Origin of the sequence: Streptomyces sp. NBC_00859 (genome assembly GCF_045161865.1) — a bacterium.
Classification (GTDB): Bacteria; Actinomycetota; Actinomycetes; order Streptomycetales; family Streptomycetaceae; genus Streptomyces.
Genome location: NZ_CP108826.1, coordinates 903,620 through 919,205, shown reverse-complemented (window position 1 = coordinate 919,205; position 15,586 = coordinate 903,620). Strand labels below are relative to the sequence as shown.

Annotated in this window: 15 protein-coding genes; 13 read left to right on the top strand and 2 right to left on the bottom strand. The window is 70.0% G+C overall.

Annotation, left to right across the window (positions count from 1 at the left end):
- Positions 1–80 precede the first annotated feature (80 nt).
- The 9 genes from hpnE to OG584_RS03785 all read left to right on the top strand — a co-directional run bounded on the left by hpnE (position 81) and on the right by OG584_RS03785 (position 10,654).
- Entirely contained in the window at positions 81–1,469 is a 1,389-nt protein-coding gene (hpnE, locus tag OG584_RS03825; RefSeq protein ID WP_405774953.1) for a hydroxysqualene dehydroxylase HpnE, read from the top strand.
- On the top strand, positions 1,466–2,548 hold the full coding sequence (locus OG584_RS03820) for a polyprenyl synthetase family protein (RefSeq protein WP_405774951.1): 1,083 nt from the start codon (positions 1,466–1,468) through the stop codon (positions 2,546–2,548). Before hpnE ends, OG584_RS03820 begins: the two co-directional genes overlap by 4 nt.
- Before the next feature lie 102 nt (positions 2,549–2,650).
- A complete protein-coding gene (gene shc / locus OG584_RS03815; RefSeq protein ID WP_405774949.1) occupies positions 2,651–4,660 on the top strand; it encodes a squalene--hopene cyclase in 2,010 nt (669 codons plus the stop codon).
- The gene (locus OG584_RS03810; protein ID WP_405774947.1) at positions 4,660–5,304 is read left to right on the top strand and encodes a 1-hydroxy-2-methyl-2-butenyl 4-diphosphate reductase; all 645 of its coding nucleotides are present in this window, start codon (positions 4,660–4,662) and stop codon (positions 5,302–5,304) included. Before shc ends, OG584_RS03810 begins: the two co-directional genes overlap by 1 nt.
- A 5-nt stretch (positions 5,305–5,309) precedes the next feature.
- Positions 5,310–6,332: an adenosyl-hopene transferase HpnH gene (gene hpnH, locus OG584_RS03805; protein ID WP_405774945.1), complete on the top strand. Its 1,023-nt coding sequence runs from the start codon at positions 5,310–5,312 to the stop codon at positions 6,330–6,332.
- Positions 6,333–6,510: 178 nt separating this feature from the next.
- Positions 6,511–8,391: a 1-deoxy-D-xylulose-5-phosphate synthase gene (gene dxs / locus OG584_RS03800; protein ID WP_405774943.1), complete on the top strand. Its 1,881-nt coding sequence runs from the start codon at positions 6,511–6,513 to the stop codon at positions 8,389–8,391.
- Entirely contained in the window at positions 8,388–9,785 is a 1,398-nt protein-coding gene (locus OG584_RS03795; RefSeq protein WP_405774941.1) for an aspartate aminotransferase family protein, read from the top strand. Before dxs ends, OG584_RS03795 begins: the two co-directional genes overlap by 4 nt.
- Positions 9,786–9,875: 90 nt before the next feature.
- Positions 9,876–10,442, top strand: a complete 567-nt coding sequence (locus OG584_RS03790; protein ID WP_405774939.1) for a helix-turn-helix domain-containing protein — start codon at positions 9,876–9,878, stop codon at positions 10,440–10,442.
- Positions 10,443–10,495: 53 nt separating this feature from the next.
- Entirely contained in the window at positions 10,496–10,654 is a 159-nt protein-coding gene (locus OG584_RS03785) for a DUF6126 family protein (protein WP_405774937.1), read from the top strand.
- A gap of 15 nt (positions 10,655–10,669) precedes the next feature.
- Here OG584_RS03785 and OG584_RS03780 read toward each other — a convergent pair whose 3' ends face one another.
- The gene (locus OG584_RS03780) at positions 10,670–11,485 is read right to left on the bottom strand and encodes a tyrosine-protein phosphatase (RefSeq protein ID WP_405774935.1); all 816 of its coding nucleotides are present in this window, start codon (positions 11,483–11,485) and stop codon (positions 10,670–10,672) included.
- 274 nt (positions 11,486–11,759) lie between these two features.
- Between OG584_RS03780 and OG584_RS03775 the strand changes: the two genes are divergently transcribed.
- Together OG584_RS03775 and OG584_RS03770 are read left to right on the top strand one after the other, a co-directional pair.
- Entirely contained in the window at positions 11,760–12,551 is a 792-nt protein-coding gene (locus OG584_RS03775) for an SGNH/GDSL hydrolase family protein (RefSeq protein ID WP_405774933.1), read from the top strand.
- 208 nt (positions 12,552–12,759) lie between these two features.
- Entirely contained in the window at positions 12,760–13,956 is a 1,197-nt protein-coding gene (locus OG584_RS03770; protein ID WP_405774931.1) for an MBL fold metallo-hydrolase, read from the top strand.
- Between the two features lie 121 nt (positions 13,957–14,077).
- Here the strand turns inward: OG584_RS03770 and OG584_RS03765 are convergent, their stop codons facing one another.
- Positions 14,078–14,281: a hypothetical protein gene (locus OG584_RS03765; protein ID WP_405774929.1), complete on the bottom strand. Its 204-nt coding sequence runs from the start codon at positions 14,279–14,281 to the stop codon at positions 14,078–14,080.
- Between the two features lie 281 nt (positions 14,282–14,562).
- Here OG584_RS03765 and OG584_RS03760 point away from each other — a divergent pair, with 281 nt between their 5' ends.
- The gene (locus OG584_RS03760) at positions 14,563–15,105 is read left to right on the top strand and encodes a GNAT family N-acetyltransferase (protein WP_405774927.1); all 543 of its coding nucleotides are present in this window, start codon (positions 14,563–14,565) and stop codon (positions 15,103–15,105) included.
- 83 nt (positions 15,106–15,188) lie between these two features.
- Complete coding sequence (locus OG584_RS03755; RefSeq protein WP_405774925.1) at positions 15,189–15,473, top strand: hypothetical protein; 285 nt, start codon at positions 15,189–15,191, stop codon at positions 15,471–15,473.
- The last annotated feature ends 113 nt before the right edge of the window (positions 15,474–15,586 follow it).

Genomic DNA, 15,586 nt, shown 5'->3' with positions numbered 1-15,586 from the left:
ACCTCCCGGCAAGATCACGCGTCCCTGCCTTCGACGACCTGCCTGCCGTACCCGGCCGGACGGCCGCGAAAGGGGGGCGTATGACAGCCGAAGCGACGCGTCCGGCGCACGCGGTCGTGGTCGGCGGAGGGCTGGCCGGGGCCACCGCCGCGCTCGAACTCGCCGACGCGGGTGTACGCGTGACCCTGCTCGAAGGCCGCCCGCGGCTGGGCGGTCTCGCCTTCTCCTTCCGGCGCGGTGAGCTGACCGTGGACAACGGCCAGCATGTGTACCTCCGTTGCTGCACCGCTTACCGCTGGTTCCTCGACCGGGTCGGCGGAGCCGCCCTCGCGCCTCTCCAGGACCGGCTCGACGTGCCTGTGCTCGACATCGCCCCCGCGGGTGGTCCGCGCCTCGGCCGGCTGCGCCGCAGCGCCCTGCCCGTACCGCTGCATCTCGCCCGGAGCCTCGCCACGTACCCCCACCTGTCACTCGCCGAGCGGGCGAGCGTCGGACGGGCCGCGCTGGCGCTCAAGGGGCTCGACCTCGCCGACCCGGCCCTCGACGACATCGACTTCGCGAGCTGGCTGCGCGGGCACGGGCAGTCCGACCGCACCATCGAGGCCCTCTGGGACCTGGTCGGTGTCGCGACGCTCAACGCGACCGCGCCGCACGCGTCGCTCGGACTCGCCGCGATGGTCTTCAAGACCGGGCTGCTCTCCGAAGCGGGCGCCGCCGACATCGGCTGGGCCCGGGTACCGCTCGGCGAGCTCCACGACACCCTCGCCCGCAAGGCCCTCGACGCGGCAGGAGTGCGCACCGAACTGCGGGCCCGCGTCACGGCCGCAGCCCCGGCGGCGGACGGGGGCTGGCGGGTGGAGACGGAGAACGAGACGCTGGAGGCCGACGCCGTGGTACTGGCCGTACCGCAGCGCGAGGCCCACGCGCTGCTCCCGGAAGGGGCAATCGACGACCCGGACAGGCTGCTGGAGATCGGCACCTCGCCGATCCTCAACGTCCATGTCGTGTACGACCGCAGAGTGCTCCGCCGTCCGTTCTTCGCCGCTCTCGGCACGCCGGTCCAGTGGGTCTTCGACCGTACCGACTCGTCGGGCCTCCAGGGCGGCGGGCAGTACCTCGCACTGTCCCAGTCAGCTGCCGACGACGACATCGACCAGCCCGTCTCCGTTCTGAGAGAGCGCTATCTCCCGGAGCTCGAACGCCTGCTGCCCGCGGCACGCGGTGCCGGGGTGAGGGACTTCTTCGTCACCCGTGAGCGCAGCGCCACCTTCGCACCGGCCCCGGGTGTCGGACGGCTGCGTCCGGGCGCCCGCACCGATGCTCCCGGCCTCTGCCTCGCGGGGGCTTGGACCGCCACAGGCTGGCCCGCGACCATGGAGGGCGCGGTGCGCAGCGGCCTCAGCGCCGCGGGCGCCGTGCTCGCCACGCTCGGCCGTACCCACGATCATCCGCTGCAGGAGGCGGCATGAGCACTGTTACTGGAACAAGAGGAGAGCCTGTGACCCCGGCCGCAGACACCGTCGATATTGTCGCGCTCCTGGAGCGCGGACGGACCCTGTCCTCACCGGTGCTGCGCGCTGCCGTTGACCGGCTCGCACCGCCCATGGACACCGTCGCCGCCTACCACTTCGGCTGGATCGACGCCGAGGGACGCCCCGCGGACGGGGACGGCGGCAAGGCCGTACGCCCGGCGCTCGCACTGCTGTCGGCAGAGGCAGCGGGTGCCGCGGCCGAGGCCGGGGTACCGGGCGCCGTCGCCGTGGAACTCGTCCACAACTTCTCGTTGCTGCACGACGACCTGATGGACGGTGACGAACAGCGCCGCCACCGGGACACCGTCTGGAAGGTGCACGGACCCGCCCAGGCGATCCTCGTCGGCGACGCGCTCTTCGCGCTGGCCAACGAGATCCTGCTGGAGCTCGGTACGGTCGAGGCGGGGCGCGCCACGCGCCGCCTGACCACCGCCACCCGGAAGCTGATCGACGGTCAGGCCCAGGACATCTCGTACGAGCACCGCGAACGGGTCACCGTCGAGGAGTGCCTCGAGATGGAGGGCAACAAGACCGGCGCCCTCCTCGCCTGCGCCGTCTCCATCGGCGCCGTACTCGGCGGCGCCGACGACCGCACGGCCGACACGCTGGAGGCGTACGGCTACCACCTCGGCCTGGCCTTCCAGGCCGTCGACGACCTGCTCGGAATCTGGGGCGACCCGGAGACCACCGGGAAGCAGACCTGGAGCGATCTGCGCCAGCGCAAGAAGTCCCTGCCCGTCGTCGCGGCGCTCGCAGCCGGCGGGCCGGCGTCGGAACGGCTGGGTGAGCTGCTCGCCGCCGACGCCAAGAGCAATGACTTCGACACCTTCTCCGAGGAGGAGTTCGCCGCGCGGGCGGCTCTGATCGAGGAGGCCGGCGGCCGGGAGTGGACCTCGCAGGAGGCCCGCAGGCAGCACACGATCGCCATCGACGCGCTCGCCGGGGTCGATATGCCGGACAGGGTGCGGGAGCAGCTCATCGCCCTCGCCGACTTCGTCGTAGTACGGAAGAGATGATCACCATCGCCACATAATTCGCGGTCGCCGGCCGGTGTCCCCGGGACACCGGCCGACGGAGACCCCAGCACAGCAGAGGAAGCACTGTTCGAAGGGGAAGCCATGACAGCGACGACCGACGGAAGCCCCGGAGCCATGGAGCCCCGCGCAGCCTCGGCAGCCGGAACATCTGCGCCCATTGAAAACACTGAAACGATTCTCGCCGGTGACCCGGTACGTGAAGCCGCCGAACGGGCGGCAGGACGCTCCGTCGAGTATCTGCTGGAAGCCCAGGACGCCCAGGGCTGGTGGAAGGGCGACCTGGAGACAAACGTGACCATGGACGCGGAGGATCTGCTGCTGCGGCAGTTCCTCGGTATCCAGGACGAGCGGACCACGCGGGCCGCCGGACAGTTCATCCGCGGCGAGCAACGCGCGGACGGCACCTGGGCCACATTCTTCGAGGGCCCCGGCGAACTCTCCACGACCATCGAGGCGTACGTGGCGCTGCGACTGGCCGGGGACGCCCCCGACGCGCCGCACATGGCGCTGGCATCCGGCTGGATCCGCGCACACGGCGGTGTGGCCGCAAGCCGTGTCTTCACCAGGATCTGGCTCGCTCTCTTCGGCTGGTGGAAATGGGACGACCTCCCCGAGCTACCACCTGAGATGATTTTTCTGCCCAAGTGGTTCCCGCTCAACATCTATGACTTCGGCTGCTGGGCCCGCCAGACGATCGTGCCCCTGACGGTCGTCTCCGCGAAGCGCCCGGTCCGCCCGGCACCCTTCGCCCTCGACGAGCTGCACATCGATCCCGAGGATCCGAACCCCGCCAAGAGTCCTGCTCCGCTGGTCAGTTGGGACGGAGCGTTCCAGCACCTCGACAGGGCGCTGCACATTTACCACAGGTTCGCCCCGCGAAGACTCCGCGGGACCGCCATGAACGCGGCGGCCCGGTGGATCATCGAACGGCAGGAGAACGACGGCTGCTGGGGCGGAATCCAGCCGCCCGCCGTGTACTCGGTCATCGCGCTCCATCTGCTCGGATACGACATGGACCACCCGGTAATGCGTGCGGGCCTCCAGTCGCTGGACCGGTTCGCCATCTGGCGGGAGGACGGCGCCCGCATGATCGAGGCCTGCCAGTCCCCGGTGTGGGACACCTGCCTCGCCACGATCGCGCTGGCCGACGCGGGCCTGAGCCCCGACCACCCCGCGCTCGTCAAGGCCGCCGAGTGGATGCTCGCCGAGGAGATCGACCGGCCGGGGGACTGGGCGGTGCGCCGCCCCCAACTGGCTCCCGGCGGCTGGGCCTTCGAGTTCCACAACGACAACTACCCCGACATCGACGACACGGCCGAGGTCGCCCTCGCGCTGCGCAGGGTCCGGGTGCCGGACCGCGCCCGGCTGGAGGGCGCCATCGCGCGCGGTGTGCGCTGGAACCTCGGTATGCAGTCCAAGGACGGCGGCTGGGGGGCCTTCGACGCCGACAACACCAGCCCGTTCCCCAACCGGCTGCCGTTCTGCGACTTCGGTGAGGTCATCGATCCGCCGTCGGCCGATGTCACCGGCCACGTCGTGGAGATGCTCGCCGTCGAGGGCAAGGCACACGACCCGCGCACCCGGCGCGGTGTCGAATGGCTGCTCGCCGAACAGGAGGCGACCGGCGCCTGGTTCGGGCGCTGGGGCGTCAACTACATCTACGGTACGGGGTCGGTGGTCCCCGCCCTGACTGCGGCCGGGCTGCCCGTCTCCCACCAGGCGATCCGCCGTGCGGTCTCCTGGCTGGAGTCCGTACAGAACGACGACGGCGGCTGGGGCGAGGACCTGCGCTCGTACAAGGAGGAGGCGTGGATCGGGCACGGCGCCTCCACTCCCTCCCAGACCGCCTGGGCGCTGCTGGCGCTGCTGTCGGCGGGGGAGCGCGAGAGCAAGGCCGTCGAGCGGGGCGTCACCTGGCTCGCGTCGACGCAGCGCCCGGACGGAGCCTGGGACGAGCCGTACTTCACCGGCACCGGCTTCCCCTGGGACTTCTCGATCAATTACAACCTCTACCGGCAGGTCTTCCCGCTGACCGCGCTGGGGCGCTACATCCACGGTGAGCCCTTCGCCCCGACCCGGCAGGGGAGCTGATGGCAGAGGTTTCCGACAGCGCGCCGCTGCTGATCGCCTGTGCGCTCGGCATCGAGCGCTTCGCCCTGCGCACAGGCGGCGGCCGCGGCGGCGCCTCGGGCCCGGTGACCGTACTCCGTACGGGCATGGGGCCCGAGGCGGCCGCGTACGCCGTCACCCGCACACTCGGCGAGGTTCCCTCTCGGGGCTCCGCCGTGATCGCGTCCGGCTTCTGCGCCGGTCTCGCGCCCGGAATGCATCCGGGCGACGTGATCGTCGCCGACGAGACCAGGGACAGCAGGGGCGCCACCGCCTGCGTGGGCACCGATGTGCTCGCGAAGGCGCTCGCCGCCGCACTGCCCGGACGCACTGTGCACACCGGTCCGCTGACCGGATCAGACCATGTTGTACGCGGCCATGAACGGGCCGAGCTGCGTGCCACAGGGGCGATCGCCGTGGACATGGAATCCGCGGCGACGCTCTGGAGCGCCGTACGGACCGGGCCCCGCCCGGTTGCGGCCGTACGAGTGGTCGTTGACGCTCCAGAACACGAACTCGTCCGTATTGGGACGGTACGCGGTGGAATATCGGCCTTCCGTGTACTCCGTGCCGTCCTGCCAGCTTTCTATGAATGGCACCGTTCTTTGCTGCTCCCCAGGAGGTGAGCTAGATGGCCATGCCGCTCCGTCAGACCATCAGGGTCGGGACGTATCTCTTCGAACAGAAGCTCCGCAAGCGTGAGAAGTTCCCGCTGATCGTCGAGCTGGAGCCGCTCTTCGCGTGCAACCTCGCATGCGAGGGCTGCGGGAAGATCCAGCATCCGGCGGGAGTGCTCAAGCAGCGCATGCCGGTGGCGCAGGCAGTGGGGGCCGTCCTTGAATCGGGTGCTCCGATGGTCTCCATCGCGGGTGGCGAGCCCCTCATGCACCCGCAGATCCATGAAATCGTGCGGCAGCTCGTGGCGAAGAAGAAGTACGTCTTCCTCTGCACCAACGCGATGCTGATGCGCAAGAAGATGGACAAGTTCACACCGTCGCCGTATTTCGCCTTCACCGTGCACATCGACGGGCTGCGTGAGCGGCACGACGAGTCCGTGGCGAAGGAGGGAGTGTTCGACGAGGCCGTGGAGGCCATCAAGGAGGCCAAGAAGCGCGGCTTCCGGGTCACGACCAACTCCACGTTCTTCAACACGGACACTCCGCAGAACATCATCGAGGTGCTCAACTACCTCAATGACGACCTGGAGGTGGACGAGATGATGATCTCGCCCGCCTATGCCTACGAGAAGGCCCCGGACCAGGAGCACTTCCTGGGGGTCGAGCAGACCAGGGAACTCTTCAAGAAGTCCTTCTCGGGCGGCAACAGGCGCCGCTGGCGTCTGAACCACTCGCCGCTCTTCCTGGACTTCCTGGAGGGCAAGGTGGACTTCCCGTGCACCGCGTGGGCCATTCCCAACTACTCGCTCTTCGGCTGGCAGCGCCCCTGCTATCTGATGAACGACGGGTACGTCCCCACGTACAAGGAGCTCGTGGAGAAGACCGACTGGGACAAGTACGGCCGCGGCCGGGACGACCGCTGTGCCAACTGCATGGCGCACTGCGGTTACGAGCCGACCGCCGTACTCGCCACGATGGGCTCCCTCAAGGAGACCATCCGCGCCGCCCGCGAGACCGTCTCGGGAAACCGCGGCTGACGTGACGGCTGCCCGGGGGCCTGTCGCACCCCGGCTCCACGAGCCGCCGGCCCGACCTGTCCAGGTCGGGCCGGCGGCCGTCGGAGCGTGCGGACCGGTTCCGGTGCTGTCGCGCCGGCCACGGCGCCGGCCGGCACCGGGTGTGTGAGCGATACGAAATCCGAGAGGGGGCCCGAGCGTGTCGATCTTGGAGAATATCCGGGGACCGCACGACCTGAAGGCGCTCGCCGAGGCGGAACTCGGTGAACTGGCTGTAGAAATAAGGGAGTTCCTGATCCAGGCAGTGGCCAGGACCGGGGGACACCTGGGGCCGAACCTGGGGGTGGTCGAACTCGCCGTCGCGCTGCACCGGGTCTTCGACTCGCCCGTCGACCGCATCCTGTGGGACACCGGCCACCAGAGCTATGTGCACAAGCTGCTCACGGGCCGGCAGGACTTCTCCAAACTGCGCAGCAAGGGGGGCCTCTCCGGCTACCCCTCACGCGAGGAGTCCGAGCACGACGTCATCGAGAACTCGCACGCCTCGACGGTGCTGGGCTGGGCCGACGGCCTGGCCAAGGCCAACGAGGTGCTCGGGGCGGCCGGCCACGTGGTCGCCGTGATCGGCGACGGCGCGCTCACCGGCGGCATGGCGTGGGAGGCGCTCAACAACATCGCGGCGGCCCGCGACCGTCCGCTGATCATCGTCGTGAACGACAACGGCCGCTCGTACGGTCCGACGACCGGCGGCCTGGCCAACCACTTCGCCGCACTCCGTGCGACCGACGGCTACGAACGGGCCCTCGCCTGGGGCAAGGAAGTGCTCCAGTCGGCCCCCGTGGTCGGACAGCCGCTGTACGAGTCGCTGCACGGAGCGAAGAAGGGGTTCAAGGACGCCTTCGCACCCCAGGGCATGTTCGAGGACCTGGGGCTCAAATACGTCGGGCCTGTCGACGGACACGATCCGGCGGCCGTGCAGTCGGCGCTGAACCGCGCCAAGCGCTTCCACGGCCCGGTACTCGTGCACTGCCTCACCGAGAAGGGGCGCGGATACCGGCCCGCGCTGGAGGACGAAGCGGACCGCTTCCACACCGTCAGTGTCATGGACCCGCTGACCTGTGCGCCGCTCGCCCCGCCAGGCGGGCCGTCCTGGACTTCGGTGTTCGGGTCCGAGATCGCCGCGATCGGCGCCGAACGGCCCGATGTCGTCGCCATCACAGCGGCGATGCTGCACCCCGTCGGCCTCACCGAATTCGCGGAGCGCTTCCCGGACCGGGTCTGGGACGTCGGCATCGCCGAACAGCACGCGACGGTCTCGGCGGCCGGTCTCGCCACCGGCGGCCTGCACCCGGTGGTCGCCGTGTACGCGACCTTCCTCAACCGGGCCCTGGACCAGCTGCTGATGGACGTGGCCCTGCACCGGTGCGGCGTCACGTTCGTCCTCGACCGGGCCGGGGTGACCGGCGTCGACGGGCCGTCGCACAACGGCATGTGGGACATGTCCGTCCTCCAGGCCGTACCGGGACTGCGCATCGCCGCGCCGCGCGACGCCGACCAGCTCCGCGCCCAGTTGCGGGAGGCCGTCCGCGTCGACGACGCGCCGACCGTGCTGCGCTTCCCCAAGGAGGCGGTCGGCGAGCCGGTACCGGCGGTCGGCCGGGTCGGCGGGATGGACGTACTGCACCGCGCCGACCGCCCCCAGGTGCTGCTGGTCGCGGTCGGCGTGCTCGCCCCGGTCTGTCTGCAGGCCGCGGAACTCCTCGAAGGAGCCGGCGTCGGCTGCACGGTCGTCGACCCGCGATGGGTGAAACCGGTCGACGAGGCACTCCCTGAGCTCGCCGCCGGGCACCGGCTGGTCGCGGTCGCCGAGGACAACAGCCGCAGTGGCGGTGTGGGTTCGGCGATCGGCCAGGCCCTGCGCGACGCGGGTGTGGACGTGCCGCTGCGGACCTTCGGAATCCCCGAGCAGTTCCTCCCGCACGCCAAACGGGCCGAGGTACTGGCCGACATCGGGCTGACGCCCGTCGAGATCGCAGGACGGATCAGCGCCGCCCTGAAAGCCAAGGAGAAGACGGAATGACGGAAGGCGCGCCCAAGGGTTTCGACCTGACGACCCTGCTGGCCGAGCGAGGTGCCGAGCGCTACGAGCTGCACACCCGGTACCTGAACCACCAACTGCCGAGGATGCTGCACACCATCGGCTTCGACAACGTCTACGAGAGGGCGGAGGGCGCCCACTTCTGGGACGCCGACGGCAACGACTACCTCGACATGCTCGCGGGCTTCGGGGTCATGGGACTCGGCCGGCACCACCCGGTCGTACGCAAGGCGCTGCACGACGTCCTGGACGCCTCGCTCGCCGATCTGACCCGCTTCGACTGCCAGCCGCTGCCCGGCCTGCTCGCCGAGAAACTGCTGGCCCACTCGCCGCACCTGGACCGGGTGTTCTTCGGCAACAGCGGCACGGAAGCCGTCGAGACGGCCCTGAAGTTCGCCAGGTACGCCACCGGGAAACCCAGGATCCTGTTCTGCACCCACGCCTTCCACGGACTGACGACCGGCTCGCTCTCGGTCAACGGCGAGGACGGCTTCCGCGACGGCTTCGCGCCGCTGCTGCCCGACACGGCGATCGAGATGGGTGACCTGGCCGCGCTGGAGCGGGAGTTGAAGCGCGGGGACGTGGCCGGCTTCGTCGTCGAGCCCATCCAGGGCAAGGGGGTCCTGGAGTGCCCGCCAGGCTTCCTGCGAGCCGCCCAGGACCTGCTGCACCGGCACAAGGCGCTGCTCATCGCCGACGAGGTGCAGACGGGCCTGGGCCGCACCGGCGACTTCTACGCCTACCAGCACGAGGAGGGTGTCGAACCGGACCTGGTCTGTGTGGCCAAGTCGCTCTCGGGCGGGTACGTCCCGGTCAGCGCCACGCTGGGCAAGGACTGGATCTTCAAGAAGGTCTACTCGTCGATGGACCGGGTCCTGGTCCACTCGGCCAGCTTCGGCGCCAACGCCCAGGCGATGGCGGCCGGGCTCGCGGTGCTCTCGGTGATGGAGGACGAGGAGACCGTCGCTCACGCCAGGGCGACCGGCGATCTGCTGAAGTCACGGCTCGCCGCACTCATCCCCCAGTACGAGCTGCTGCACGACGTGCGCGGCCGCGGACTGATGATCGGCATCGAGTTCGGCCGCCCCACGTCGCTGAAGCTCCGCAGCCGGTGGACCATGCTCCAGGCGGCCCGCAAGGGGCTCTTCGCACAGATGGTCGTCGTACCGCTGCTCCAGAAGCACCGCATCCTCACCCAGGTGTCCGGTGACCACCTGGAAGTGATCAAGCTGATCCCGCCGCTGGTCGTCGGGGAGTCCGATGTGGACCGCTTCGTCGAGGCGTTCACGGCTGTGATGGACGACGCGCACGGCGGAGGGGGACTCATGTGGGACTTCGGGCGGACACTGGTGAAGCAGGCTGTCGCCAACCGCTGAGGCGCAGCCGGATTCGCCGTCGGTATCCAGCTTTTTTGCCCCGGAGGCAAGAAATTTGCCTCCGGGGCATTCCGCTGTCCCAATAGACCTATGAGCACCCCCGCCGATGACCTGCCCGACGTCGCCCCGCGCCTGCGGGAACTGCGCCGGCGCGGGCGCCTCACGCTGGAGGCCGCGGCACGCCGAGCCGGTCTGTCCCCGGCGCACCTGTCGCGCCTGGAGACCGGAGCGCGCCAGCCGTCGCTGCCGATGCTGCTCTCGCTGGCCCGTATCTACGGTACGTCGGTCTCCGAGCTGCTCGGCGAGGTGCCTCCGGAGCGCGACCCCGTCATCCGCGGCGACAGCCGCGGATCCGTCGAGGCCGACGGCTGGACGTACCACCCCGCGGGGTCACCGGGGCGGGCCATGCAGGCCCTGCGGGTACAGGTGCCCTACGGGGCCCAGGGCGACCTCGTCCGGGTCCACCCCGGCGAGGAGTGGCTGTACGTCCTGAGCGGGAAGCTGCGGCTGACCCTCGGCGACGCGGCGCACGACCTCGACCCCGGTGACAGCGCGCACTTCGACTCGCTCACCCCGCACCGGATCGCCGCGGCGACCCGCGACGGGACCGAGCTGCTCTTCGTACACACCCTGCTGCAGAGCCCTGACCTGCACTGAGCGGCCCAAGCACACCGATCCCGCACGAGACCCGATCCGACGAGAGGCCTGTCATGACAGAGATCAACGCGGAGAAGCCGTACGCGGAGAGCACGAACGAGGAGAAGAAATTCCCCCGCGGACTCGTCGTACGGCTCATCGCCTATCTGGTGGCGGGGCACCTCTTCGCCGCTTTCGCCTACCTGCTGTTCACGCTGGGCGGCCGGCAGTAGCCGGCCGGCGGCGGCTCAGGACACACCGTCCAGCAGCCGGGCGCGCAGCTTCTCGCGCGTCTCCGGCGTGATCTTCAGCCCCTCCGCGAGGTAGCGGTCGGTGGAGCCCCAGGTCTCGTCGATGGCCGTGTACGCGGTCCGCAGGTATTCGGCACGGGCCTCGAAGAGCGGACTCAGCAGAGCCATGACCTCGTCGGACTTCGCGTCGGCCGACTCGTCACTGCGCTTGACCAGGTAGCGACGGCGGGGGTCGTTCGACTTGAGGTAGTCCTCCTCGACGGCGTCGCGCTCCACGCCCACCGCGAGCAGCGTGACCGCGATCGAGAGTCCGGCCCTGTCCTTGCCCGCCGCGCAGTGCATCAGGGCGGGCACGCTGTCCTCGGCGAGCGAGTGCAGCACCCGGCTGTGCTCGGCGGTCTTGGTCGTGATGATCGTCCGGTACGAGTCGGCCATCCGTCCCGCGGCCCGGTCGTCGGAGAGAACCTTCCGCAGCTGCTCCAGATCGCCGTCCCGGACCATCCGCCAGAACTCGGAACCGTCCGCGGGATCCGTCAGCGGGATGTTCACATGGCGCACGCCCGCCAGCTCCACGTCCCGCCCGTCGAGGGCCGTGTCGGCGGCGTTGCGGAAGTCGAAGATCGTGTGCAGCCCGAGAGAGGACAGGAAAACGGCGTCCTCGGGGGTCGCGTGTGCCAGGTGACCGCTGCGGAACAGCCTGCCGGGGCGCACCCGCCGTCCGTCCGCGGTCGGCAGCCCGCCCACGTCACGGAAGTTGCGCACCCCGGAAAGCTCGGGCTCTGCCGACGGGACCTGCGGAAGTTGCTGCGTCACGGGGCTCCTCGGTGTCCTGCCGGCGGGACTGGTCGCCGCCTCCGGCACGTGGTGGACCCAGGTCTGCCCGGCCCTGTGGTCCGGTCGGTCCTGACGGCCCTGAATTTTTGACGATACGACATCGATGGGTGGTGCAGGCATCTCGCCCTCCAGGTGGGCTGCCGGCCGTTCTTATTCCGCCTTCGGGCAAACCGGTCAGGTGGCTTTTCTCACGGCCCGTCACCCCCTTAATACGGTCGCGCAGGTCACATCGCGAGGTGCAGGATGGGCCGTTGTGGCAGACGATTCGGCAATCAAGAACAGCGACATAATCGGGTCGTACGCGGCGATCGGCGACAGCTTCACCGAGGGCGTCGGAGACCCCGGCCCCGACGGGAGTTTCGTCGGCTGGGCCGACCGGCTCGCCGTACTTCTGGACGACCGCGTCCCCGAACACACCTTCCGCTACGCGAACCTCGCGGTGCGCGGACGGCTCCTCGACCAGATCGTCGACGAGCAGGTCCCACGCGCCAAGGAACTCGCCCCCGACCTGGTGAGCTTCTCGGCGGGCGGCAACGACATCATCCGGCCCGGCTCCGATCCGGACGACGCGGCCGAGCGCTTCGAGCGGGCTCTCGCCGATCTGGCCGGCTCGGTCGGCACCGTGATGGTGACCACCGGGTTCGACACCCGCGGTGTCCCGGTCCTGCGCCATCTGCGCGGCAAGATCGCCACCTACAACGAGCACGTCCGGGTCATCGCCGCACGCCACGGCGCCCCCGTGCTCGACCTCTGGTCGCTCAAGACCATCCAGGACCGGCGTGCCTGGGACGCCGACCGGCTGCATCTCTCGCCCGAGGGGCACACCCGCGTAGCGCTGCGTGCCGCACAGGTGCTGGGTCTCGACGTGCCGGCGGATCCGGACCAGCCGTGGCCCCCGGAGCCGCCGCGCGGCTCGGCCGCGGTACGCCGCGACAACATCCAGTGGGCCCGCGAACACCTGGTGCCGTGGATCGGCCGCCGGCTCCGCGGCGAGTCGTCGGGGGACCACGTCGAGGCCAAGCGACCGGACCTGCTGCCGCTCTGACACCGCGTGGTGGGGCGTACGACGTGCGGGGCGCGCCCGTGACCACGGGACCGCGCCCCGACTGCCGCGCGTCATCTCTGTGTGGCGCCGGTCCGCAGGTGCCGGACCTCAAGGCGACGCGTCGGCGGCAGGGTGTGTTCACAGGGCCGACCCTCCGCATTCGCGCCGCCCGCACATAATGGATCGACACCGAAACCTGGAGGTCCCCGTGCCCCGTACCCGTTCTCTGCCACCCCGGCTCCGCGCTCTGCGGCCGGAGGGCTTCGGCGCGGATCCGGCCGGAGAGCGGATGGCGCGTATCCGGCGCTCACCGAACTTCGCCGACGGAACGTTCCAGAACCCGGTCGGCGCCAGGATGCGGCCGTCCGGGTCCATGGCCGAGTTCGCGAAGGTGTACTTCCGCAAGGAGGAACGGGCCCGCAGATCCCCCCTCGGGACCGTCCCCGTCCACGCCACGACCGTCGCCGATCTCGCGAAGCCGCCGGTCTCGGGGCTGCGGCTCACCTGGATGGGACATTCCACCGTGCTCGCCGAGATCGACGGCCGCAGGGTGCTGTTCGACCCGGTCTGGGGCGATCGCTGCTCGCCGTTCTCCTTCGCGGGTCCGAAGCGGCTGCACCCCGCGCCGCTGCCGCTCGCCGCTCTCGGTCCCGTCGACGTGGTGGTGATCTCGCACGACCACTACGACCACCTGGACCTCCCCACCATCAAGGCCCTCGTCGGGACGGACACGGCCTTCGCCGTGCCGCTCGGCGTGGGCGCGCATCTGGAGCGCTGGGGCGTTCCCGCCGACCGGCTGCACGAGCTGGACTGGAACGAGTCCGCCGAGGCGGCCGGCATCCGGCTCACCGCGACCCCCGCCAGGCACTTCTGCGGCCGTGGACTGCGCAACCAGCAGCACACGCTCTGGGCGTCCTGGGCGGTCGCCGGGCCTGAGCACCGGATCTACCACAGTGGCGACACCGGGTACTTCCCCGGGTTCAAGGACATCGGCGCCGAGCACGGGCCCTTCGACGCCACGATGATCCAGATCGGCGCCTACTCGGAGTACTGGCCCGACATCCACATGACACCGGCGGAGGGTGTGCGGGCGCATCTGGATCTCCAGGGCGACGAGCCGCTCGGTGCGCTGCTGCCGATCCACTGGGGCACGTTCAATCTGGCACCCCACCCGTGGGCGGAGCCCGGCGAGTGGACGATGGACGCAGCCCGGCAGGCGGGGCAGACAGTGGCTCTGCCCCGGCCGGGCGAACCGTTCGAACCCGCGGGAACCGTCCCCGCCGATCCGTGGTGGCAGCCGGTTGCCGCTCCTGGCACGCAGCCGTGGCGCGCTCCGCAGCCGGGAGATGCCACGCCGGGCTCTGTCCGGGGGGACCAGGAGCATCCGGTGGCGACGGAGGGGTGAAGCGGACGTGGGCGGTGCCCACGTCACACTGCTTCTCGGCTTATGAGCGGCTGCCGGCAGGGGACTGCCCGTCCGATCCCACCGCACCGCACCGCACCGCACGTGTCGGGCGCGGCGACCGCTACCCGGCGCCGGTCCGGCCGTCCGGTGGCGGCTGCGATGCGACGCCGGAACCGGGACGGTGACGGCTGCGCGCAGTGGCCTCGGCGGCGCGGGCCAGCAGCAGCTCGGCCGGGCCGACCGCCCGTACCCGGGCCGGGTCGGCATCCCACTCGCGTCCACCGCTCAGCGGCCGGAGCTGGAGCCAGGGGCCCTCGTGCCCCATCACGATGCTTCGGGATGACGGCGGCCAGTGCGAGTGCGACCGGCGCCGAGCACACCCCGAGGTACACCAGCGCGTACCGGGGGAGCATCGTTCATCACCTGGGCTGCCGGCACCCTCATGACTCGTCGGCTCACCCGGCGACGCGCCGCAGCAGTACATCCTCGACCGCCGGAGTACACGGCACATCAGCAGGGCCTAACGGAATGCCCCTTTTCGTCAGACGCCGGATGGAGGCCGACACCGCGCGGCAGGGTGTCAGACGTGGGTGCCAGGGTCTCAGAATGACTACCGACCTTCTCACCTTTCAGCAGCTCACCTCGTCCGGCGACGTCACTCCCCAGCTCCGAAAGGCCCTCGCTGATTGCTGGGTCGAGGTCACTAACGCGGGCGGTGCAGCAGGCTTCCCTTTTCCTCCTGTCGATGTCGCCACCGTGACTCCGGCCCTGGATCGCATCATCAGCCTGCTTTCCCCCGACACCAGTCGGCTCCTCACGGCAACCATGGACGGGGAACTCGCAGGCTGGCTCAACATCCGACGCGACCGGTTCGAGCTGATAGCCCACTGGGGCACTCTTCACCACGTACAGACCCGAACCGCTGTAAGAGGGCGCGGTGTTGGTCGTGCCCTCATGCATGAAGTGCGCAGGGTCGCCAGGGATGAGATGGACCTCGAACAGCTGCATCTCGCCGCCCGCGGCGCTGTCGGCTTGGAGAACTTCTACGGGAGCCTCGGCTGGAAGGAAGTCGGCCGGTGGCCCGGCGCCCTTCGGCTCTCCGCAGGCGACGACCGCGATGAGATCCTCATGATCATCACCCCGCTCTGAGCCCACGCCACCCGATCGGGCCGGGAAGGCCACGCAGTTCGCCAGCAAGTACGCCCTGCCGACGAGGCTGACCGGCGCGGCTGTTGCTCAGCAACGGTGGTGAGGCCGCGCTGGAGCTGACCGTGGAGCCCTGGGCGGAAACGCACCAGCTCCTCCCGAAGCAGACGTGGGCCGTTGTCACTCACTCGCCTGCAGCAGATGGATCGTGGGCCGCGACTCTGCTGGGGGACGAACCGTTTCAGGTCGACCATCGGCCCGAATCGGTCACGGTGTGGGTCAACGGCAACTGCTTCCACCTCAGCGACACGGAGGGGAACCTGATCGACTCGGCCGACTGGCAGTGCCCTGTTCAGATCCCTGTCTCCTGACTCAGGGGTCGCGCCGTGGATGCCGCCAACGCTGGCGGCGGTCACCAGCACGGCCAGGAGGAGGCCGGCGGTGTCGACGCCGATGTGACGTTTGCGGCCGTTATCTTGAGCTC

Bases quoted from the DNA above. Each gene is read 5' to 3' on its own strand.
- hpnE (WP_405774953.1), top strand. From the start codon at position 81: ATGACAGCCGAAGCGACGCGTCCGGCGCACGCGGTCGTGGTCGGCGGA.
- OG584_RS03820 (WP_405774951.1), top strand. From the start codon at position 1,466: ATGAGCACTGTTACTGGAACAAGAGGAGAGCCTGTGACCCCGGCCGCA.
- shc (WP_405774949.1), top strand. From the start codon at position 2,651: ATGACAGCGACGACCGACGGAAGCCCCGGAGCCATGGAGCCCCGCGCA.
- OG584_RS03810 (WP_405774947.1), top strand. From the start codon at position 4,660: ATGGCAGAGGTTTCCGACAGCGCGCCGCTGCTGATCGCCTGTGCGCTC.
- hpnH (WP_405774945.1), top strand. From the start codon at position 5,310: ATGGCCATGCCGCTCCGTCAGACCATCAGGGTCGGGACGTATCTCTTC.
- OG584_RS03795 (WP_405774941.1), top strand. From the start codon at position 8,388: ATGACGGAAGGCGCGCCCAAGGGTTTCGACCTGACGACCCTGCTGGCC.
- OG584_RS03790 (WP_405774939.1), top strand. From the start codon at position 9,876: ATGAGCACCCCCGCCGATGACCTGCCCGACGTCGCCCCGCGCCTGCGG.
- OG584_RS03785 (WP_405774937.1), top strand. From the start codon at position 10,496: ATGACAGAGATCAACGCGGAGAAGCCGTACGCGGAGAGCACGAACGAG.
- OG584_RS03765 (WP_405774929.1), bottom strand. From the start codon at position 14,281: ATGGGGCACGAGGGCCCCTGGCTCCAGCTCCGGCCGCTGAGCGGTGGA.
- OG584_RS03760 (WP_405774927.1), top strand. From the start codon at position 14,563: ATGACTACCGACCTTCTCACCTTTCAGCAGCTCACCTCGTCCGGCGAC.